Source organism: Rhizobacter sp. P2_H3 (genome assembly GCF_056403355.1).
Window position 1 is genome coordinate 1 of the sequence record NZ_JBFUFQ010000045.1, and the last position, 20,892, is coordinate 20,892.

Annotated in this window: 19 protein-coding genes and 1 pseudogene; 7 read left to right on the forward strand and 13 right to left on the reverse strand. The window is 68.6% G+C overall.

Annotation, left to right across the window (positions count from 1 at the left end; translation table 11 throughout):
• From AC1D1T_RS11450 to AC1D1T_RS11465, 4 genes are all read right to left on the reverse strand, one after another.
• Window positions 1–1,110: RICIN domain-containing protein (locus AC1D1T_RS11450; RefSeq protein ID WP_477991898.1), on the reverse strand; the 1,110-nt coding region annotated here is incomplete at its 3' end.
• A 182-nt stretch (window positions 1,111–1,292) separates the two neighbouring features.
• Window positions 1,293–1,751, reverse strand: a complete 459-nt coding sequence (locus AC1D1T_RS11455; protein WP_477826382.1) for a hypothetical protein — start codon at window positions 1,749–1,751, stop codon at window positions 1,293–1,295.
• 15 nt (window positions 1,752–1,766) lie between these two features.
• The gene (locus AC1D1T_RS11460) at window positions 1,767–2,510 is read right to left on the reverse strand and encodes a hypothetical protein (RefSeq protein ID WP_477826383.1); all 744 of its coding nucleotides are present in this window, start codon (window positions 2,508–2,510) and stop codon (window positions 1,767–1,769) included.
• 110 nt (window positions 2,511–2,620) lie between these two features.
• Window positions 2,621–3,565 (reverse strand): GlxA family transcriptional regulator, encoded by a 945-nt coding sequence (locus AC1D1T_RS11465; RefSeq protein WP_477826384.1) that lies wholly within the window; start codon window positions 3,563–3,565, stop codon window positions 2,621–2,623.
• 147 nt (window positions 3,566–3,712) lie between these two features.
• Between AC1D1T_RS11465 and AC1D1T_RS11470 the strand changes: the two genes are divergently transcribed.
• Window positions 3,713–4,513 (forward strand): SDR family NAD(P)-dependent oxidoreductase, encoded by an 801-nt coding sequence (locus AC1D1T_RS11470; RefSeq protein ID WP_477826385.1) that lies wholly within the window; start codon window positions 3,713–3,715, stop codon window positions 4,511–4,513.
• Here the strand turns inward: AC1D1T_RS11470 and AC1D1T_RS11475 are convergent, their stop codons facing one another.
• Window positions 4,514–5,653, reverse strand: coding sequence for a PepSY-associated TM helix domain-containing protein (locus AC1D1T_RS11475; protein ID WP_477826386.1), 1,140 nt, complete (start codon window positions 5,651–5,653; stop codon window positions 4,514–4,516).
• Entirely contained in the window at window positions 5,653–7,764 is a 2,112-nt protein-coding gene (locus AC1D1T_RS11480) for a TonB-dependent receptor family protein (protein WP_477840947.1), read from the reverse strand. The genes AC1D1T_RS11475 and AC1D1T_RS11480 overlap by 1 nt, the downstream gene beginning before the upstream one ends.
• Before the next feature lie 222 nt (window positions 7,765–7,986).
• Between AC1D1T_RS11480 and AC1D1T_RS11485 the strand changes: the two genes are divergently transcribed.
• Window positions 7,987–8,970 carry an aldo/keto reductase gene (locus AC1D1T_RS11485; RefSeq protein WP_477825323.1) on the forward strand — a complete coding sequence of 328 codons (984 nt, stop codon included), beginning with the start codon at window positions 7,987–7,989 and terminating at the stop codon, window positions 8,968–8,970.
• Here AC1D1T_RS11485 and AC1D1T_RS11490 read toward each other — a convergent pair.
• A complete protein-coding gene (locus tag AC1D1T_RS11490; protein ID WP_477825322.1) occupies window positions 8,958–9,626 on the reverse strand; it encodes a GntR family transcriptional regulator in 669 nt (222 codons plus the stop codon). The genes AC1D1T_RS11485 and AC1D1T_RS11490 overlap by 13 nt on opposite strands.
• A gap of 53 nt (window positions 9,627–9,679) precedes the next feature.
• Between AC1D1T_RS11490 and AC1D1T_RS11495 the strand changes: the two genes are divergently transcribed.
• A complete protein-coding gene (locus AC1D1T_RS11495; RefSeq protein WP_477825321.1) occupies window positions 9,680–10,576 on the forward strand; it encodes an NAD(P)-dependent oxidoreductase in 897 nt (298 codons plus the stop codon).
• 187 nt (window positions 10,577–10,763) lie between these two features.
• On the opposite strand, the gene AC1D1T_RS11500 is transcribed toward AC1D1T_RS11495, so the two are convergent.
• The 3 genes and pseudogenes from AC1D1T_RS11500 to AC1D1T_RS11510 all read right to left on the reverse strand — a co-directional run bounded on the left by AC1D1T_RS11500 (window position 10,764) and on the right by AC1D1T_RS11510 (window position 14,362).
• The gene (locus tag AC1D1T_RS11500) at window positions 10,764–12,017 is read right to left on the reverse strand and encodes a Zn-dependent hydrolase (protein ID WP_477825325.1); all 1,254 of its coding nucleotides are present in this window, start codon (window positions 12,015–12,017) and stop codon (window positions 10,764–10,766) included.
• Between the two features lie 12 nt (window positions 12,018–12,029).
• Window positions 12,030–13,172: pseudogene (locus AC1D1T_RS11505) on the reverse strand (diaminopropionate ammonia-lyase); the annotation flags it as partial.
• A complete protein-coding gene (locus tag AC1D1T_RS11510) occupies window positions 13,172–14,362 on the reverse strand; it encodes a M20 aminoacylase family protein (RefSeq protein ID WP_477825320.1) in 1,191 nt (396 codons plus the stop codon). The gene AC1D1T_RS11510 and the pseudogene AC1D1T_RS11505, both read right to left, overlap by 1 nt.
• Before the next feature lie 115 nt (window positions 14,363–14,477).
• Here AC1D1T_RS11510 and AC1D1T_RS11515 point away from each other — a divergent pair, with 115 nt between their 5' ends.
• Together AC1D1T_RS11515 and AC1D1T_RS11520 are read left to right on the forward strand one after the other, a co-directional pair.
• Window positions 14,478–14,954 (forward strand): Lrp/AsnC family transcriptional regulator, encoded by a 477-nt coding sequence (locus AC1D1T_RS11515; protein ID WP_047507213.1) that lies wholly within the window; start codon window positions 14,478–14,480, stop codon window positions 14,952–14,954.
• A complete protein-coding gene (locus AC1D1T_RS11520; protein WP_477825319.1) occupies window positions 14,951–15,625 on the forward strand; it encodes an oxygenase MpaB family protein in 675 nt (224 codons plus the stop codon). Before AC1D1T_RS11515 ends, AC1D1T_RS11520 begins: the two co-directional genes overlap by 4 nt.
• A gap of 97 nt (window positions 15,626–15,722) precedes the next feature.
• Here the strand turns inward: AC1D1T_RS11520 and AC1D1T_RS11525 are convergent, their stop codons facing one another.
• Window positions 15,723–16,922 carry a lipase family protein gene (locus tag AC1D1T_RS11525; RefSeq protein ID WP_477825318.1) on the reverse strand — a complete coding sequence of 400 codons (1,200 nt, stop codon included), beginning with the start codon at window positions 16,920–16,922 and terminating at the stop codon, window positions 15,723–15,725.
• 149 nt (window positions 16,923–17,071) lie between these two features.
• On the opposite strand from AC1D1T_RS11525, the gene AC1D1T_RS11530 reads away from it, so the two are divergent.
• Window positions 17,072–17,407, forward strand: coding sequence for a hypothetical protein (locus AC1D1T_RS11530; RefSeq protein WP_477825317.1), 336 nt, complete (start codon window positions 17,072–17,074; stop codon window positions 17,405–17,407).
• 273 nt (window positions 17,408–17,680) lie between these two features.
• Window positions 17,681–18,289 carry an HNH endonuclease gene (locus AC1D1T_RS11535; protein WP_477825316.1) on the forward strand — a complete coding sequence of 203 codons (609 nt, stop codon included), beginning with the start codon at window positions 17,681–17,683 and terminating at the stop codon, window positions 18,287–18,289.
• A 118-nt stretch (window positions 18,290–18,407) separates the two neighbouring features.
• On the opposite strand, the gene AC1D1T_RS11540 is transcribed toward AC1D1T_RS11535, so the two are convergent.
• A complete protein-coding gene (locus tag AC1D1T_RS11540) occupies window positions 18,408–19,340 on the reverse strand; it encodes a PmeII family type II restriction endonuclease (protein ID WP_477991899.1) in 933 nt (310 codons plus the stop codon).
• A gap of 55 nt (window positions 19,341–19,395) precedes the next feature.
• Window positions 19,396–20,721: a DNA cytosine methyltransferase gene (locus tag AC1D1T_RS11545; RefSeq protein ID WP_477991900.1), complete on the reverse strand. Its 1,326-nt coding sequence runs from the start codon at window positions 20,719–20,721 to the stop codon at window positions 19,396–19,398.
• Window positions 20,722–20,892: the final 171 nt, after the last annotated feature.

A 20,892-nucleotide genomic window follows, 5' to 3' on the forward strand; every position in this document is an offset into this window, starting at 1 on the left:
GCTCGGCGCGGGTGCGGGGGCCGGTGCCGGTGCCGGAGCAGGTGCGGGCGCCGGAGCCGGCGTGGGGGCAGGAGCAGGGGCAGGTGCCGGAGCGGGCGCAGGGGCCGGTGCCGGCGCCGGGGCGGCCGCGACCAGCGTCCACTTCTCGGTCTCGCCGCCGTTGCAGCTCCACTGGCCGATGTGGCCGCCTTCGGCCTTGCTGAAGTTGCCGACGTCCAGGCACTTGTTGCTGTGCTTGAAGCGCACGTTCACCAGGCCACCGCCGAGGTTGTCGAGCGTGAAGCGCTGGTTGTCGCCACCGACGTACTGCCACTGGTGCACGTTCGCGCCGTCGGCGGTCGACACGTCCTGCACGTCGACGACCTTGCCGCTGTTGGCATTGCTCAGGTGGTAGTAGCCCTCGGTGTCGCGCACCAGGTCGAACAGGCGGCCGAGCGAGCTGTTGCACGACATCTGCACGATGTCGGCGCCGCTGACCGTCGAGTCGCCGGCCACGGCCAGGCACAGGCCGCTGAAGTTGGAGCGCACGCTGTAGCGCGACGACGGGGCGGGGGCCGGCGTCGGGGCCGGGGCGGGCGCAGGGGCCGGAGCGGGCGCGCCGGCCACCGGCGTGAAGGTCCACTTCTCGCTCTCGCCGTCGTTGCACTCCCACTGGCCGATGTTGCCGCCGGGCACGCGGCTCGAATTGCCGACGTCCATGCACTTGTTGCTGTGCTTGAAGCGCACGTAGTACTTGCCGCTGCCCAGGTCCTGCAGCGTCACGCGCTGGTTGTCGCCGTTCAGCCAGGTCCACTGGTGCACGTTGGCGCCGTTGGCCGTGGAGATGTCCTGCACGTCGACGACCTTGCCGCTGTTCACGTTCACCAGCCGGTAGTAGCCCTGGCTGTCACGTTGCAGGTCGAACTGGCGGGCGGGCGAGGTGTCGCAGGTCGATTGCACGACGTTCGCGCCTTCGGCGGTCGAGCCGCCGTCGACCGCAAGGCACAGGCCGCTGAACGATGAGCGCACGGTGTAGCGGCCGGCGGCGAGGTCGGCCGCATGGCCGAGCTGCGTGAATCCGGCGCCGACGATCAGCGCGAGGCAGAGCTTGCTGCTTCGAAACGGAAACATGGGTTGTCCTCCTGAGGGGGCTGAAGTTCGCCCGGATGGTAGGAGGGCAGCCCGCGTCGGACTGGAACCGGTTTCACGCGCTTGCAATGCTTGCGTGAGGTGGCATGAATTGGTACGTGTTCATCGTGATTTCGAATTGAGGCATATCGAAATCACGATGGAGCGGGGTGTTCAGAGGGTGTTCAGAAGGCGGCGATCTGCACCAGCGGCCGGTCGAGCAGCGAGCGCAAGGCCGCGCCGAGCGCGTGGGTCAGGCGTTCGCACTCCTGCCAGTCGACGCTGCCGGAGTGGGCGCATACAACGATGAGCAGCGGGGGCTCCTCGCAGCAGGGCAGCACGCCGATCGCGCCGGTGGCATGCATGAACACCGCGGTGCGCAGGCCACCCCACGGCGCGAAGTGCCGCCGCTGGCGGTGGTACAGCTGCCAGTAGCGGGTGGCGGATTCCCAGACCCCGCCGCTGCGGGTGCAGCCGCTGGTGGAATCCACGGTACCGGTCGCGGCGTCGACGAGTGCGCAGCCCTCGACACCGGCCTGCCGGCACAGGCCCGCGAGTGCCACGGCGACCGGATCGCGCGGGGGGCGCGGCGCTTCGAAGGTGAGGGTGGGGAGGGCGATCTCCGGATATTCCGAGTGCTGCATCGATGTCTCCTGGGGTCAGCGGCTGGCCAGGCCGAGGCGCCGGCGCAGCGCGTTCAGCAGGCCGCCCGAGGCGCGGGTGGTGCGCCGCGGCGGGGCTTCGGTGCGCGGTGCCTCGGCTGACGAGGCCGACGAGGCCGACGAGGGCTCGCCGATCGCGCCCACCGGCTCGAGGTGCAGCAGGTTCGCGTTGGCCATCCGCGTGATGAAGGCGACGCACTTGTCGGCGGCGACATTGCTCAGCCGCATCAGCTTCTCGAGATCGAGCGAGCGCGTGAGCATGAAGCTCGCCAGCCGCAGGTTGTCGTTGTCCTCCCACATCAGGCCGCTGGGCGGCCAGCGGCGCAGCCGGAAACGGCAGCCGGCGGACAACTGCGTGAACGTGGCCGGGGCTTCGCCGGCAAAGCGGTGCTCGGCGCATTCGAGCGCCTCGACCAGCGCGTCGGGCTGCAGCGGGCTCGCGAGCACCGTGCCGGGCGCGCGGCCGGTGCGCCACGCCAGCGCACGCGCATCCTGCGAAGGCGGCGCCAGGTGCAGCGTCACCAGCGGCGGCTCGAGCATGCCGCGCACCGTGTCGATCTCGAGGCCGGCCACCAGCACGACCTCGGCGTCGCCGTCGTGCACCACCTGCCACGGGTGCTGCAGCTGGCGCGTGGCACGGGCCAGGCAGCGGCGCACCGCGCCTTCATCGCGTGCGTCCAGCCCCTGCAGCAGCAGCCGCAAGGGCCAGCGCATCAGCTGGGTCTCCATCTCGTCGCTCATGTCCGTGCGCCTTCGTGTCCATGTCGGAACCGGACACGCTATCGAACAGTTCTGCAGGAACGATGCAGAAGGCGCCGAAGACAGCCAGACAAATGACCGCCGCGCGGGATTCAGGCGCGCTGCTGCTCGCGCGTGCTGCGCCGGATGCCCTGCGGCGGCTGCCCGAACGCGCGCAGGAAGGCGCGCCGCATGCGCTCCGGATCGCCGAAACCGGTGTCGCGCGCGATCGCGAGCAGCGAGTGCTGCCCGCTGTCGATCAGCGCGCGGGCCGCCTCCACGCGCAGCTGCTCGATCGCGCGCGCCGGCGACTGCCCGGTCTCGGCCTTGAACGCGCGGCTGAACTGGCGCGGGCTCAGGTGCGCGACCTCGGCGAGCTCGTCGACCGACAGTTCGTCGCGCAGGTTCGCGCGCGCATGGGTCAGCGTCCTCTGGATGCGGTCGGAGCCGGGCTCGAGCTCGAGCAGCGCCGAGAACTGCGTCTGCCCGCCGAGCCGGCGGTGGTACACGACCAGCTTCTTCGCGATGAAGCGGGTGCACTCGGCGTCGAGGTCTTCCTCGATCAGCGCGAGCACCAGGTCGATGCCGGCCGTCATGCCGGCGGAAGTCCAGATGGGGCCGTCGTTGACGTAGATGCGGTCGGGCTGCACGGTGGCGCGCGGGAACCGGCTCTGCAGCGCCTGCGTGAAGTTCCAGTGCGTGGTGGCGCGCCGGCCGTCGAGCAGCCCGGCGTCGGCGAGGATGAAGGCGCCGGTGCAGATGCTGGCGATGCGCCGTGCGCGCTTCAGGCTGCGCGCGAGGAAGCGGCACAGGCCCTCGGTCGACGGTGCGACATCGAGCGCGCCGGTGACGGCCAGCGTGTCGTGGCGCGCCGCGCTGAACGGCTTCGAATCGACCGCCACGCCCGACGAGCTGCGCACCAGGCCGCCGTGCTCGGACAGCAGCTCCACCTCGTACACCGGGCGCCCGGCGTACAGGTTCGCCAGCTCGAAGGCGGCGATCGGCGCGAGGTCGAGGATCTGGAAGCCGGGGAACACCACCACCCCGATGCGGCGCACAGGGGCGCTTCTCGAGGCTGATTTTCGCGATGTCATGAAAAGAGGGTTCTGAGACTTATGAGACATCACGATAGAGCGCACGCTTCGGGCTGTCAATCGCCGCGTGCCGCACTTCCGCCAGGCACGGCGCACCTGAAGGACATCGACATGAGCTCCACGAACCCTCTCGGCACCGCGCTGGTCACCGGCGCTTCCTCCGGCATCGGCGCGGTCTACGCCGACCGCCTGGCGCGCCGCGGCCACGACCTCGTGCTGGTCGCCCGCACCGGCGAACGGCTGCAGGCGCTGGCCACGCGCATCACCGCGCAGACCGGCCGCCACGTCGAGGTGCTGGCGGCCGACCTGACCAAGCCGCGCGACCAGCTGCGCATTGCCGAGCGCCTGCAGTCGGACGACGGCATCGGCATGCTGGTCAACAACGCCGGCTTCAACATCGCGTCGCCGATCGTCGACTCGTCGCCGGACCGGATGGACGAGATGATCCAGCTGAACGTGGTTGCGCTGACGCGGCTCGCGCACGCCGTGGCGCCGCGGCTCGCGAAGCGCGGGCGCGGCGCGATCATCAACATCTCGTCGATCGCGGCGATCGCACCGGCCCTGCTGAACGGCGCCTATGGCGGCACCAAGGCCTACGTGCTGAACTTCACCGAGGCGCTGCAGCACGAGATCGGCGCGAAGGGCGTGCGGGTGCAGGCCGTGCTGCCGGGCGCGACGCGCACCGATTTCTGGGCGCTGGCGGGCCTGCCGGTCGAGCACCTGCCGAGCGAGATCGTGATGTCGGCGGAAGACATGGTCGATGCGTCGCTGGCCGCGTTCGACCAGGGCGAGGTGGTGACGATCCCGGCGCTGCCGGACCTGGCGGTCTGGACATCGTTCGAGGCGGCGCGCGCGGCGCTCGGGCCCTTCCTGTCGAGCCGCAAGCCGGCCGCGCGGCTCAGCGCCGGCTGATCATCGGCCAGGCCGGCGGCGCCACCACAGCCACACGCCGGTCAGCCCGAGGCCGCCGAGCGCGAGGCCGCTGAAGAAGGTCAGCACCTGCTGCGGCAGCCCGCCCAGCTCGCCGACATGCAGCGGGTAGACCCAGGCCACCGCGCGGCCACCGGGATCGAGATCGCTCCAGCGCTGCACCGACAACACCGCGCCGGTGCGCGGGTGCAGCCACACCGAGGTCAGCCCGTTCGGGTGCGGGTCGTCAGGCAGCCGCATGCGCACGCGCACCGGGCGGTCCGGGCCGGGCAGCTGGATGTAGCCGATCGGGTCATTCGGGAACTGCCGCTGCGCCTGCGCGGCGAGTTCGTCGACCGTGGCGGGCGGGCCGCCCGGCGCGTCCTTCGCCTCTTTGGGCAGCGCGGGCGGGCGCGCGAACGTGCCGCCGGCCAGGAAGGTGACGAACTCCCCGAGCGGCCGCCAGGCCATGTACGCGCCGCTCGCCACCGACACCGCGATCACCAGCCCCATCACGATGCCGCCGGTGCGGTGCAGGTCGAACAGCCCGCGCAGCACGCCCTGGCGCAGCTCGATGCGCCACGACGGCGGCCAGCGCCGCGGCCACCACAGCACCACGCCGGTCACCAGCATCGCGAGGTACACCAGCGCGCCCCAGGCGAGCATCGCCTTGCCGGTGTCCTGCAGCAGCAGCGAGCTGTGCAGCTTGAACGTGAAGCCGACGAAGCCCTCGCTGTCGCCGCGCCGGCCCTGCTCGCGGCCGGTGGCCGGGTCGAAGTACACCGTGCCGCTCCAGCGCTTGCCGCGCACCAGCACCCACAGCGTCTCGTCGGCGCTGTGCGGTGGGCGGAAGGTCAGCACGCTGGCGCTGCCGAACTCGGCGACCAGCCGCTGTCGCAGCGGCTCCAGCGGCACCGCGGCCGCGCCGGGCCCGCCTGCCCCGAGCGACGTTTCGGCCTTGAACAGGTTCGGGTGCGCCCAGCGGTCGACCGGCTGCGCGACCACCAGCACCGCGCCGAGCAGCCCGACGATGGCCAGCACCCAGCCGATGCTGAGCCCGAGCCAGCGGTGCAGCCGCAGCCACACGCGGCGCAGCCCCTGGCGCCGCGACGGCGCCTGCGGCACCTGCACGGTGGCCGACATCAGAACGCCACGCGCGCCTGGACCCAGGTGGTGCGCGGTGCGCCCACCATGCGGCCGGCGTTGCCGTCGACGTTGCGCGTGTAGTAGCGCTTGTCCGCCAGGTTGTTGATGCCCAGTTGCAGGTCGATCGCGGTGGCGGTCGGCAGCTTCCAGCCGACCTGCGCGTTCCACAGGCGGTAGCCGGGGACCAGGCCCGTGCCGGCGGTGGTCGATTCGTTCCAGGTGTTGGCGTTGTCCGAGAACTGCGAGCTCTGGTGCGTGCTCGACAGGTTGAACGACCACGCGGCCAGCCGGTAGCGGGCGCCGACGGTGTCGGTGTCGCGCGAGTAGAACGGCACCTCGTTGCCGGCCGTGTCGCCCGATTCCTGCAGCGCGCGGGTGTGCGTGTAGTTCGCGAACACGTTCAGCCCGGCGAAGGCGCTGTCCTTGTCGAAGCTGTAGTCGATCGCCGTCTCGATGCCGTCGTGCTTGGTGGCGCCCAGGTTCTGGAAGACGACGTTCGGGGCCGTCGTGCCGGCGACCTGCTGGATCTGGTTGTCGAAGCGCAGCCGGAAGGCGGTGAGTTCCGCGCTCAGCGTCGCGCTCTTCCAGCGCGTGCCGAGCTCGAAGGTCTTCGCCACCTCGGGCTTCAGCGGGTTGTTCGTCGTCTGCGAGTTCAGCTGGATGTTCTGCACCGGGCCGAACGAGGTGTTGTAGTTGCTGAACAGCGTCCACTCCGGCGTCACGAGCCAGGCCACGTTCAGCGACGGCAGCGCCTTGTCGTTGTCGGTGTCGAAGGTGTTGCCCGTGCCGTCGATCCGCGTGGTGCCGATGTGCTCGAAGCGCACGCCCGGCGTGATGCGCCAGCTGCCGATCGCGATGCGGTCGTCGACATACACCGAGTGCGCGTCGGTCTCGTTCTCGAAGCGGGTGGTTGCGCTGACCGCGCCGCTCGCGAGCGTCTCGGTGAAGCTGTTGTCGTCACCGCGCTCGCGGATGAAGCGGTAGCCCACCGTCACGTCGTGCGCGACGCTGCCGAACGCGAGGCGCTGCGTGTAGCGCGGCTCCACGCCCAGCACGCGGTAGTTGCGCGGCTGGTGCGTCAGCACCGTGCCGGCGGCGTTGATCAGCACGCTCGCGCGCGAGCTCTCGTTGTAGTAGAGCCGCACCTCGGCCTCCTGCGTGGCCGACATCGGGTTCAGGTACCCCAGGTCGATGCCCTTGCGCACGCCGCTCCAGTAGTCGGTGGGGCGGGTGTTCTGGAACGGGTCCACGTTGTATTGCGCCGGCGTCAGGCCGCCCGGTGTGCGCGACGTGACGTCGTAGTACGAGACCTTGCCGTAGACCTCGGCCTTGCCGTCGAGCGGCTGGCGGAACTTGACGGCCAGGTCGTTCACCTTCTCGTCGCTGTTGGCGCGCCATTCGCTGCCGTCCAGGCCCGAGTACAGCAGCGCGAGGCCCAGCCCGTTGTCGAGCTCGCGGCCGAGGAACAGGCTGTACTGCGTGTTGTGCCCGTCGCCTTCGCCGTAGCTGTTGTAGCGCACGGTCGCATCGCCGCTCAGCGCCTCGGTCGCCGGGATGGAACGGGTGTTGAAGTTGATGATGCCGCCGACGTTCTGCGGGCCGTAGCGCACCGCGCCGCCGCCGCGCACCACGTCGACCGACTCGATGTTGTTCAGGCTCACCGGCGCGAACGACAGCTGCGGCTGGCCGTAGGGCGCGACCGCCAGCGGGATGCCGTCGAGCAGCACGGTGGAGCGCGGCGAGTAGCGGCCGGTCAGGCCGCGCACGCCGATGTTCAGCGAGATCGCGCTGCCGGCGGTGCCGGAGTTCTCGGTCGACTGCACGCCGGGGATGCGGCGCATCACCTCGCCGATCGACACGGCGCCGGTCTGCTCGATCTCTTCCTTCCTCACGACGGTGCGTGCACCGGCGAAGCTCTTCACGCTGTTCTGCAGGCCGCTGCCCAGCCAGTTGCCGCTGATCTGCACCGGCTCCAGCGTGACTTCAGGCGAGGCTGCGGCGGGCGCATCGGCCTGCTGCGCGCGCACGGCGAACGGCCAGGCCGCGATGGCGAGCGCGACGGCCGTGAGCGGGCGGGCCATCGGCCGCAGGAAGGGTTGAACTGCCATGGGAAAGGTACTCCGGGGCCCGGTCGCGGGCAGGTGTGCTGGCTGGGCGACCCACGGGCAGGACGGAGATCCATGCGAGAGCGCGATGGCTGGCGATTGATGAAACGATGGGCGACATTCGCCGACACCCCGGATGATAAATCGCCGGCGGCCCGCGATGAGAAAGGTTCGCAATTGAAAAATTATCGATAATCCCGGAAGGAACCCACTGGAGACGTTTCCATGAACTACCGCGAACTCGGCCGCACCGGCTGGAAGGTGTCGACGATCAGCTTCGGCGCCTGGGCCATCGGCGGCACCTGGGGCCAGGTGAACGACGACGAATCGATGGCCGCGCTGCACCGCGCGCTCGACCTGGGCGTGAACTTCTTCGACACCGCCGACGTGTACGGCGACGGCCACAGCGAGCGGCTGATCGCGCGGCTGCGCAAGGAGCGCACGGAGCCGTTCTACGTGGCCACCAAGGCCGGCCGGCGCCTCAGCCCGCACGTGGCCGAGGGCTACAACCGCGGGAACCTGACGGCCTTCGTCGAGCGCAGCCTGCGCAACCTCGGCACCGAGGCACTCGACCTGCTGCAGCTGCACTGCCCGCCGACGCCGGTGTACTACATGCCCGAGGTGTTCGGCGTGCTCGACGACCTGGTGCGCGCCGGCAAGCTGCGCCACTACGGCGTCAGCGTCGAGAAGGTCGAGGAGGCGCTGAAGGCGATCGACTTCCCCGGCGTGCAGTCGGTGCAGGTCATCTACAACATCTTCCGCCAGCGGCCGGCCGAGCTGCTGTTCCGCGAGACGCTGGCGCGCCGCGTCGGCATCCTCGCGCGGCTGCCGTTGTCGTCGGGGCTGCTGTCGGGCGGGCTCACGCGGCAGACGCAGTTCGCTGCCGACGACCACCGCAGCTTCAACCGCGAAGGGGCGGCGTTCGACAAGGGTGAGACCTTCTCGGGGCTGGACTACGAGAGCGGCCTGGCGGCGGTGGAGGCGCTGCGCCCGCTGGTGCCGGCGGGGCAGACGCTGGCGCAGTTCGCGCTGCGCTGGATCCTGATGCAGGAAGCGGTGACGTGCGCGATCCCGGGCGGCCGCCGGCCGAAGCAGATCGAGGAGAACATGCGCGCGGCCGACCTGCCGGCGCTGTCAGCCGAGACGATGCAGGCCGTGAACGCCATCTACGAGAAGCACGCGAAAGCGCAAGTCCATCACCGCTGGTGATCGGCCGCTTCCAGGTAATCCCGCTTCGCGAGCTGCAGATGCGCGACGCACAACTCCGCCAATGCCGCGTTGTCGCTGCCCTTCAGCAACCGGATCATGTCCAGGTGCTCGTCGGCCGCGGCTTCGGCGTGGCCTGCGGCGGCGGTGCGCTGCGCCCGCACCGGCAGGCTCAGCCACATGTAGTGGCGGATCGAGCCGATCAGGTACGGGTTGCCGCAGCCGCCGAACAGCGTCAGGTGGAACTCGTCGTTGATGCGGTGCACCGTGCCGTGGTCGCCGGCCCGCAGTGCCGCGACGAACAGCAGCTGCAGCGCCTCCAGCGCCGCGACCAGCGCGGGATCGGCCGGCAGCGGGATGCGCAGCGCCGCCTGCCGCTGCAGCAGCTCGCGCACCTCGTAGATCTGCCGCACCTCGGTGGCGGCCAGCGCGCGCACGCTCGCGCCCTTGTTCTTCTCGCGCACCACGATGCCGATGCGCTCCAGCTCGGCCAGCGCGCGCCGCACGCCGTGCCGCGTGGCGCCGAAGCGCGCCATCAGCGGGTCCTCGACCAGCCGGCTGCCGGGCGCGAGGCGGCCGAAGATGATGTCTTCGCCGAGCAGCCGGGCGACGTCCTGGGCCTCGGCGGGCAGCGGCGGGGGTTCGGGGCGGCGCGTCATGAGCGGTCGATTCTGCCAACAGTCCCATCAACAAGACACCAGGAGACAAGTGAATGAGCAAGATCGGATTCATCGGCGCCAGTGGCCTGATGGGCCATGGCATGGCGAAGAACCTGCAACTGAAGGGCCATGCGCTGCACCTCACCGTGCACCGCAACCGCGATCGGGTGGCCGACCTGATCGAGCGCGGTGCGGTGCAGGTGGAGACGCCGGCTGAACTGGCGGCGCGCTGCGACGTGGTGTTCATCTGCGTCACCGGCACGCCGCAGGTCGAGGGGCTGTTTGCCGGCGACGGCGGGCTGCTCGCGCGGCCGAAGCCGGGGCTGGTGGTCATCGACTGCTCGACCAGCGAGCCGGCCTCGACCGCCGCGCTGCGCGAGCGCTGCGCCGCGCAGCAGGTGCTGCTGATCGATGCGCCGCTTGCGCGTTCGGCGGCCGATGCCGAAGCCGGGCGGCTGACGGTGATGGTCGGCGCCGAGCAGCAGGACTTCGCGCGCATCGAGCCGCTGCTGCGCTGCTTCGCCGAGAACCTGCACCACGTCGGCCCGCCGGGCGCGGGGCATGTCGTCAAGCTGCTCTACAACTTCATGGCGCAGGCCATCTGCACGTCGACGGCCGAGGCGTTTGCGGTCGGGCGGCGCGCGGGGGTCGACCTGGGGCAGCTGGTGGCGGTGACGACGGTCGGCGCGGTCAATTCCGGGCTGTTCCAGGCGATGGCGAAGACGCTGCAGGGCGACGTGAAGGGCCTGTCGTTCGAGCTCGACAACGCGCGCAAGGACCTGCGCTACTACACCCACCTGGCCGAGAGCCTGACGGTACCGGCGTGGCTGGGCGAGGCGGTGCACCAGTCGCTGACGCTGGCCAGCGCGCTGGGCCATGGCGCGAAGTTCGTGCCTTCGCTGGTGGAGGCGCAGGAGCAGATCACGGGGACGACGCTGGTGCCGCGGTGAGCCGCCATCCGTTCGCGCTGAGCCCAATCCGTTCGGGCTGAGCTTGTCGAAGCCTTGGTGCCATGCGCGCAGGCCCTTCGACAGGCTCAGGGYGAACGGTTTCCCCCCCGTTCGGGCTGAGCTTGTCGAAGCCTTGGTGYCATGCGCRCAGRCCCTTCGACAGGCTCAGGGYGAACGGGGTTCTTTGCTACTCGTCGGCCAACGCCCGCAGCACATCGAGCAGCACGTTCGCGCCGTCGCGCAGCTGCCCGGGTGCGGTGAACTCGCGCGGGTTGTGGCTGATGCCGCCGCGGCTGGGCACGAAGATCATCGCCGAGGGCGCGATGCGCGCAATCATCTGCGCATCGTGCCCCGCACCCGAGGTGATGCGCCGCTGCGTGAGCCCGCGCGCCGCGGCGGCCTGCTCGATGCGGCCCACCAGACGCTCGTCGAAGCGCACCGGCTCGAAGCGGGCCAGTGAACGCGCGGTGATCGTCACGCCCTGCTCCACCGCCAGCCGCTGCAGGAAGCTGGCGAGCTCGGACTCGGCACGCTGCAGCGTGGCCTCGTCGGTGTTGCGCAGGTCGACCGTCAACGTGGCCCGCGACGCGATCACGTTGATCAGGTTCGGGTGCAGCTCGATCGCGCCGACGGTGCCGACCTGCGAGCCGCCGAAGCGCAGCGCCAGCTCGCGCACGAAGACGGCGATCGCTGCCGCGGCATGCCCGGCATCGCGGCGCAGGTGCATCGGCGTGGTGCCGGCGTGGTTCGACTGGCCCTGGATCGCGATCGACTGCCACGAGATGCCCTGCAGATCGTGCACCGCGCCGATCGCGATGCCTTCCGCCTCCAGCACCGGCCCCTGCTCGATGTGTAGCTCGACGAAGGCATGCGGGCGCAGCGTGCCGCAGCGCATGCTGCCGGCGAAGCCGATGCGCTGCAGCTCGTCGCCGAGGCGCGCGCCATCGGTGCCGATCGTGTCCAGCGCCTGCTGCAGCGGCAGCCCGCCGGCATGCACCAGCGAGCCCATCATGTCGGGCATGAAGCGCACGCCCTCCTCGTTCGTGAAGGCGGCCACCACCAGCGGGCGGCGCGTGCGCACGCCGCGCGCGTCGAGCTGGCGTACCACCTCCTCCAGCCCGGCCATCACGCCGTAGATGCCGTCGTAGCGGCCACCGGTGGCGACGGTGTCGATGTGCGAGCCGGTCATCACCGGTGCCAGGTCATGCGTGCCGGCGCGGATGCCGAAGAGGTTGCCGATCTGGTCGACGTGCACCTCGAGCCCGGCTTCCTGCATCCAGCGCACCAGCTGCTCGCGGCCTGCGCGGTCGGCATCGGTCAGCGCGATGCGGCAGACGCCGCCGCCGTCGATCGCGCCGATGCGGGCGTGCTGCTCGACGCGCTCGATCAGCGCGGCCTCGTCGATGCCGTCGTTCGATCGCCAAGCGGCCTGCGCGGCCAGCACGGCGCTGGCTGAGCGGCCGGTGAGGGATTTGTACACACCCGGCGCCGTCGCGCCTTCAGTGTTCAGCAGCAGCACGCGGGCGTTCGCGTCGAGGCTCAGCTGCCCGGCAGCGGCGATCAATCCCGCCAGCCCGGCCGCGCCCGATTCGCCGGCGAGCACCGGCACGTCGCCGGCACTTCCTTCGGCGAGTGTGCGCATCGCCTGCACCGCAGCGCCGTCGCTCACCGTGATGAAGGCATCGACGGCCGGCTGCAGGAAGCGCCACGCGAGCGGCGAGGTCTCGCCACAGGCCAGCCCGGCCATCACCGAATCGACCGAGCCGCTGGCGCGCGCCGCGTGGCCGCTGCGCGCGCTCTGCAGCAGGCAATCGGCCTGCTCGGGCTCGACGACGATGAACACCGGCCGCTGCGTACCGAAGTGTTCCCAGAAATGGCTGACGATGCCCGCGGCCAGCCCGCCGACACCGCCTTGCACGATGACGTGCGTGAACGGTGCGCTGCCGGTTTCCAGCACCTCGTCGGCGATGGTGCCGTAGCCCTGCATCACGTCGCGCGGGATCTCTTCGTAGCCGTCGTACGAGGTGTCGGAGACGACCGTCCAGCCGTTCGCCGCGGCCAGCCGCGCGGCCTCGCGCACCGAGGCGTCGTAGTCGCCGGCGATGCGCACGATCTCGGCGCCGAACGCGGTGATCGGCGCCTCACGCTCGGCGCTGACGTGAGCGTGCAGAACGATCACGCAGCGGCAGCCGATGCTCTGCGCGGCCGCAGCGAGCGCGCGGCCGTGGTTGCCGTCGGTGGCGCTGATGACAACCAGCTCGCGCAGCTCGGCCGCGTGCTTCCCGGCCAGCAGGTCGGCCGCTTGCCAGCCGCGATCGGGCCAACGCCGCACGATCAAGCGCAGCAGCGCCAGCGGCGCGCCCAGCGCCTTGAAGCTGCCGAGCGGCGAGCGCGTCGATTCATCCTTCACCGCGAGGTGCGCGAGGCCCAGCTGCGCGGCCAGCCGCGGCAGCGGCCACAGCGGCGTGGCGCCTTCGTTCAACAGCGACCATGCCCGCAGCCAGCGCCGGCCCTCGCGCCCTGACTTGATATTCAGGATCGCCCGCAGCGCGTCGTCATACGGCCGGCGTTCGGCCCGTGGGTTGAGGAACAGCATCAGGCCTCCCGCCGCGGCAGGCGCTGGCGAATGATTTCCGCGAAGAAGCGCGCGCCGATCGGCAGCAGCGCGTCGTTGAAGTCGTAGCGCGCGTTGTGCAGCGGCACCGCGCCGGGGCTGTCGCCATCGCCGTTGCCGATGAAGACGAAGGCGCCGGGCACGATGCGCAGGAAGGCACCGAAGTCTTCCGAGATCATCATCGGCGCCACCTGGTCGTCGACGCGGTCTGCGCCCACCACCTCCACCGCGGCGGCCACCGCCACCGGCACGCATTGCGCCCAGTTCACCGTCGGCGCGAACTCATGCGTGTAGTCCACCTCGCAGCGCGCGCCATGCGCCGCACAGATGCCCTCGCACAGCTCGCGGATGCGCCGCGCGAGCAGCGCCTGCACCTCGGGCGCATAGCTGCGCGTGTCGCCCTTGATCGTGACGTGCGTCGGCAGCGCGTTGCGGATGCCGTCGGTGACGAACTCGGTGCACGAGACGACGGCCGGCTGCCCCGGATCGACCGAGCGCGCGACGATGGTCTGCAGCGCCAGCACGATCTCGGCACCGATCACCAGCGGGTCGATGGCCATGTGCGGGCGCGCCGCGTGGCCGCCGCGGCCGGTGATGCGGATCACGAAGTTGTCTTCGCTGGCCATGATGCCGCCCGTGCGCGTGGCGATGTGGCCGACCGGCAGGCCGGGCATGTTGTGCGCGCCGTAGATCTCATCCACCGGGAAGCGCTCGAACAGGCCGTCGGCCATCATCGCCGCTGCGCCGCGGCCGTGCTCTTCGGCGGGCTGGAAGATGAAGCGCACCGTGCCGTCGAAATCCCGACGCTGGGCCAGCAACTGCGCCGCGCCGAGCAGCATCGCCATGTGGCCGTCGTGCCCGCAGGCGTGCATGCAGCCGGGGTTGAGCGAGGCGTGGGCGCGGCCCTCGGCGGCTTCGGTGAGGGCGAGCGCATCCATGTCGGCACGCAGGCCGATCGCGCCGCTGCCGCGGCCCACCGTCAGCGTGCCGACGACGCCGGTGCCGCCGATGGGGCGGTGCACCTCGATGCCCAGCAGCTCGAGAACGCGGGCGACGTGGTCGGCGGTGCGGCGCTCGTTGAAGCCGGTCTCGGGGTGGCGGTGCAGGTGGTGGCGCCAGCTTTGCAGCTGGGCTTCGAACTCGGTGGCTGATGTGGCGGACGAGGCTGACATGGCGGGCTCCGGGCGAGGCGGATGCTGCATTGTCGGCAGCAGCGCGTGAGCGGATTCACCGCGATTCGGGGCGGCGTGATGCGTTTGTCCCGTTTTGCTGGTCGAAAATGGGCGGATGGACCGACTCGACACCCAGATCCTGAACCTGCTGCAAGACGATGCCTCGCTGCCGATGCGCACGCTGGCCGAGCGGGTGCACAGCTCGCCGGCCACGTGCCAGCGGCGCATTGCGCAGCTCAAGGCCTCGGGCGTGCTGATGAAGCAGGTGGCCATCGTCGACCGGCAGCGCGTGGGGCGGCCGCTGACGGTGTTCGTCTCGGTCGAGCTGGACAAGCAGAACGATGCGCTGCTGCGCAACTTCGAGAAGAAGATGGCGGCCGAGGACGACGTGATGGCCTGCTACGAGGTGTCGGGCGAGTTCGACTTCTTGCTGATCGTGAACTCGGCGTCGATGGAGCGGTACCACGCGTTCACGCGCGAGGTGTTCTCGTCGAACAACAACGTGCGGAATTTCAAGAGCACCTTCGCGATGAACTGTTCGAAGTTCGAGACGCGGATCGCGCTGGCCGAGCCTGGGGAGGCCGGGGCATGACGACGCAGATCGAGGCGCTGTACTACGGCCGGCACCGGATGACGTTTCGCATCGGCACCTACCTGGCGCTGATCCGCATGATGGGTATCGCGCACCTGGTGACCGCGCTGTACGGGCATGCGCAGCTGGTGTCGCAGACGCAGGCAAGGCTGGCACGCACGCGGCAGACGCTGCGCGAGCTGATCTGCCACGGCTTCGACAGCGAAGCGGGGCAAGCGGCGCTGCAGCGGCTGCGCGAGGTGCACCGCCATGTGCCGGCGGATGCGAGCGACTACCGCTACGTGCTGGCGACGTTCTTTCTGGAGCCGCTGCGCTGGAACGAGCGGCATGCGCGGGTGAAGCTCGAGGCGCGCGAGACGGCGCTGCTGCTGGGCTTCTGGCAGCGCGTGGGGCTGGAGATGGGGATGAGCGAGCTGCCCGAGACGCTGCCGCAGTGGCAGCAGCTGCAGCGCGAGTACGAGGCGCGCTGCATGGCCCGCACGCCAGAAGGTGAACGCCTGGCGCGCCTGTGCCTGCGGGATGTGGTGAAGCTGACGGTGCCCTTCGGCACGCGCTGGGCGTTCCGGCAGGGGATGCTGGCGACGATGGAGCCGGGGGTGCGGGAGGTGTTGGGGCTGGGGGAAGCGAGTGGGTGGGTGAAGGTACTCGTCCGCTCCTCCCGTTCGCCCTGAGCAGGGACCGAGCTTGTCGAGGGCCCGTCCGTCGAAGGGTTGTGACCGGAGCGCGCAGGGCCTTCGACAAGCTCAGTCCGAACGGGTAGCCCGTGCCCTAACGCTCGCGGCAAGCTCCCTCCACAGGCACGCCCGCAAACCGCTGCCGAGTCCACTCCACCAGCTCCCCAACCAGCGGCGAATCCCCCGCCACCACCGACAGGTGATCCCGCCCCGCATACCGCCGGTAGTCGATCACCCGCCCCGCCTGGCAGCGCGCCGCGACGAAGCGTGACTGCACTTCCGGCAGCACCAGCTCATCCGCCAAGCCTTGCGCCACCAACACCGGCTGCGCCCACGGCCCGAGCGGCGTGTTCTCCGCGAGCCGCTGGCCCAGCGCCCCACCCGTGGGCGACGTGGAGAAGATGCTGCCCCCGGCCGCCACCGCCTCGAGCGCGGTGAACGCCGCCTTGCCACCCGCGCTGCAGCGTGACGCGATGTCGCGCGCCACCAGCGCCGGCCAGCCGCGAGCGTAGGCGTCGAACTTCACGTCGCCATACGTGTCGCTGTAGGCCTGCAGCACGTACGACGAGGTGATGCGGCCGATCGGCGTGTGCTGCACGGCGCTCATCAGCGCCGGCAGGTCGCTCGCCGGGGCGAGGGCGGCGATGCCGGCCAGCGGCACGTCGGGCGCGTAGGTGGGCGCGAGCATGCCGGCCCACAGCGCCGCGTTGCCGCCTTGCGAATGGCCCCAGATGACTGTTCGATCGGCGAGCGCCACGCCCACCATCTGCCGCGCGGCCCGTACCGCATCGAGCGCGGAGCGGGCCTGGCCGGTGCCGACGAGGTAGGGGTGGATGCCGGCGGCGCCCAGGCCCACGTAGTCGGTGGCCACATAGACCCAGCCCTGGGCCAGCAGCGGCTGCAGCGCGGGCACGTGGGCGAACGGATCGCCCAGCAGCGAGGGCGCGCAGCCGCGCACGGTGCCGGTGCTGCCGTGCGCCCACGCGACGACCGGGCGCGGGCCGGCGGGTGCATTGTGCGCGACCATCACGATGGCGCTGGCGAGGGTGGGCGAGCCGTCGTCGCGCGTGGTGGCGTGGAGGATGCGCCAGGCGACGGCGCCTTCGGGCACGCCGCGGGTGAAGGGCTCCTGGCGCAGCAGCGTGCCGGGGCGGAAGGGGATGCGGTAGGTGGCGTTGTAGAAGGGGTCGGGGGTGGTGGGGAGGGTGAGCCACCAGGCTGCAAAGACGAGCAAGAGCGCGAGCAGCGTCGCGGCCGCCAGGGCGATCAGCAGGAGACGTGGCAGGTGGCGCATCAGGCCGATTCTGCGGCAGGGCGCGTGCTACATTGGCCGCGCCCCGGCGAGAGCCTGGGTCGAGATTGGCGTCTCGGAAGATACCCGCGTGAGGCCGCCCACTGGCGGCTGTTCCACGCGCGCGCATTCAACTTCTGGAGCCAATACGCATGAGCATCAATGCCGCTGACGACGAGGAATCGCCCTCGTCATCTCCCTCGCAGTTCGAGGAATTTCGGTGGACCGATGAGTCGACGGACGATCGGCACATCGAGGCGCGTCACCTGAATCGACTGATCGGGCTGACGATCGACGTCGCCGATGGCGTTCGAGCGCTGCTGGAGATCGCTGAGTTCGACGATTGGTTGCGCATGGACGATCACACGCCGCTGGTCGATCGGTGTCGGCATGATTCGCTGAGGCGCTTCAGCGTGACGGCGTTGCGGCTGCTGTCTGAAGAGGCGGCGCGGGTGGGGGAGTGGGTGCGAGCCGGCGCGCAGCGGTGACGCGAATGTGATGGACTCCACCCTCGTTCGTTCGAGACAATGCGAACTCGAATCGCGCACGATGCGATGCGCATCGGCATTGGCACTGGGACGGATATGGCAAAGGCGCCGAAAGCAATTGAGACTCCGAGGGCTCCACGCAATCCAGCGTGGACGAGGGACGAGTTAATCCTGGCGCTGGACTTGTACCTGCGGCACCGAGACTCGCCTCCTTCCAAGGACAGTGTCGCTGTCAAGGAGCTCTCGTCAGTCCTGAACGAACTCGGTCGAGCTGTGCAACTCGACGACAAGCGAACGTTCAGGAATCCCGCCGGCGTCTACATGAAGATGATGAACTTCCGGCGGTTCGACCCGAACTACACAGCGCAGGGCAAGGTCGGGCTTCAGCGAGGCAACAAGGACGAAGAGGTTGTTTGGCGGCTCTTTGCCAATGACCCGCAGCGCTTGGCAGAAGTCAGTCAAGCTATTCGAGGATGCATTTCAGCTCGAGACGACTCTTTAGCGTATTTGGCGGAGGACGAGCCCGGCATCCAGGACGCCGAAGAGGGACGGATTCTCACGCGCGTGCATCGGCAACGGGAACGGAGCCGAAAGCTCGTCGAGCAGGTGAAGGCGATGGCCTTGAAGCAGTCCGGGCGACTGGCTTGCGCCGCATGCGGCTTCGACTTCATCGATGCGTATGGACCGTCGGCCAGCGGCATCATCGATGTGCATCACACCAAGCCGCTTCACACGCTGACTGAAGGGCATCGAACCAGCGTTCACGATCTTGCGTTGTTGTGTGCGAACTGCCACCGCGTCGTACATGCAAGCCGGCCTTGGTTGAGCGTCGAGGAGGTTGCGGCGCTTCGCGCCGCTGCGCAGCAGGGGGCACGGCGGTAGCCGTCGGCGCTGAAGGGGCGCATCGCTGTAACAACTAGACGGCGATTGACGTTTCAATCGATGGAGAGCCGGGCGTACCATCGAGTGCTCCTCATGTCTGAGGAGCTTCAACTCGTTCCTACTGCTTGCGTGAGCGACGGCGTGGTAGAGGCTTTGCCACCGGAGCACGGTCCAATTCCGCAAGAGGATCTGCCGCCGACAGTTCGGATGAAGCCGGCACAGCATCGGCTTCGAAAGCGTGATTGAACAACGTTTCCCAGAAGTCATCCTCTTTGTCGAGGTCGAACTTCTTGCGAAGCGACGCGGCTACTGCCAGTCGGTTGCGAATCAGCTTCTCGTGAAATGTCTCGTCCTTGTGCCGAGCTGCAAACCTCGCTTGTGCTTCGCGGATGGCCCGAAATATATGCACGTGAACATCTTTGACTCCGGAGGCGAACTCCCAGAAGTCACGACCAACAAGATAGTCGAACCAGTCGGGCTCTCCGAGACCTTTGTCAACTAGCGAGGGCTTGTTGTTCAGATCAGCGTAACGCCCGTACGTGATACCGATCATGCACCTCGCTTCCGACGTCCCACGGATGGCTGGGAACTTCTCGATCATGTGATGAGCATGTGACTGATTCATTGTCCAAGGACCGGCTTTAATGCTCATCAGGTAAGTTACTCCCTCAATGACCATCCTGCGATCTACAGGCTCCCAGAGGGCCGAGAGCTTCTTGTCGGCCTTGTTCTTTTCGATGGGAAGCGTTGCACCGAAGAGCGGCAGTATTTTCTCCTCCGCAAATCGCCCGAACGCCGTGTCGTCCCCGTGAAACGCGCTGCCAAGTTGCAGCCGTTCAGCGACCTCGTAGGGACTGAAGATGTTGTAGACCGGTGCGGTGATCAGCAGCAAGAACGGATTAAAGTTGGACTGTGCGATGTCCAACATCTCGTTAGCCTTGTCCAGCCGGCGCTCAAGTAGCTCGTCTGTTTCCCGGACTATTTCTTCGTGAACACCAGGAGGCAGTGCGTCTGCCAAATTGGTCCGTTTGAAGCGACGCGGTCGAATCATTGGGGAGAGAAGGGTCGAGAAGGCGAGAGCCTAACCCGAATTTGGCGAGTTCTCATCAGACTGATCGCACCTTTCGGTCGGTCAGCATTGGGGGATGCTGTGCCTCGCTGTTGTCGTCATCCTCGCCCTGCGACCAAAGGACCGCTTGCCCCCCCTTGAACCACTTGCGAGTCCGCACGTGGGATTGGAGGTAGACGATTCGAATGTTGTCGTCGTGTTGAGCAACGACTTTGGCGCGCTTTGCCGTTGCGGCGGCCTTATCCAATTCATCCGCAAGGACAGTTCCTGCGACGAATCCGAGACGCGTTGGGACGGCGTTTCCCACCTGGGCGTACTGCTCCTGCGCAGTTCCGGCGAACTTCCAGGCCACAGGGAACTCTTGCACCAAGGCGCACTCGCGCAACGTTAACGGTCGCACGTGATCCGGGTGGCACAAGGACGTACTCGCGTGATTTGGAAGCGTCAGGATGGTCGGTGATGGAAGTCCGTAGCTCAATCGACGCCACCATCCGGATCGCCCTCCTTTCGCAAGCCATGCCTTCCCCATCGACTCTTGCTGAAGCTTCTCGGGGAGAGCTCGCCAGTTGCCACCAGGAGGAATTTTCGACAGATAAGTCTTCTTCCGAGGGCTGAAGTCCATCAGCGTTGGCGACAGTTCATGCAGGCCACGAATGGCGTCCCCGAGCGTTGCCATCGGCAGGAGGTCTTCACCCTGACCGTGGGTCGGCGCAGGAAACTCAACCTGTCTTCCCATTCGATTTCCCACGAAGAGGACGCGCTCTCGAAGTTGCGGTGCACCGTAGTTGACCGCGTTCACTTCGAATACATCCAGGCGGTAGTCGGCAGCGGTGGAGGCACGAAGATCCGCTACGAACGACCTCAGCACGGACCCTGGCTGCTCGTCGGCATCGAGTGGCGGGCCACCTTTGTCGGGGCGCTCTGCCAAGGGCCTGTGTCTGATGGCGGCGGAGACGAGTCCGCGCACGTTCTCCATCAAAAAAAACTTCGGCTTCAATGCCTCGACAAAGCGGAGGAACTCCCAGAGCAACGTCCCACGCGGGTCTTGCACTGTTCCCCTGCGGCCTGTCGTGCTGAAAGATTGGCACGGCGGGCCACCCACAAGCAAGTCCAGCTCGCCGGGCTCCAGCCCGAGGTCTTCCATCAGCTGCTCGGGCGACAGATTGCGTATATCGCCCTCATAGACCTTCATCTTCTTGCTTGAGGTAAGTCCGGCATCTCGATTGATGCGAATGGTCTCGCAGAAGGCGTGCTGTGACTCAACTGCGGCGAGGGTCTGGAACCTGCCGGTTTGCTCCAGGCCGATGTCCAGCCCCATTGCTCCTGAGAAGAGAGAAACGACCTTGAACTGACGCTTTGGCATGTTGGCTTTTCTGTGTAGATGGTCGCTGGCTACTTGCTTGACTTGGGTGCAGCTTCACCCGGAGCCTCTTGTGACAGCAGGCGGTAGACGGCAAGGTTGATGATCGCCGCTCTTGTTTGGCCCATTGCTTCCGCAAGCCCGTCAACCCGCAAGAGCAGATCGGGAGAGATG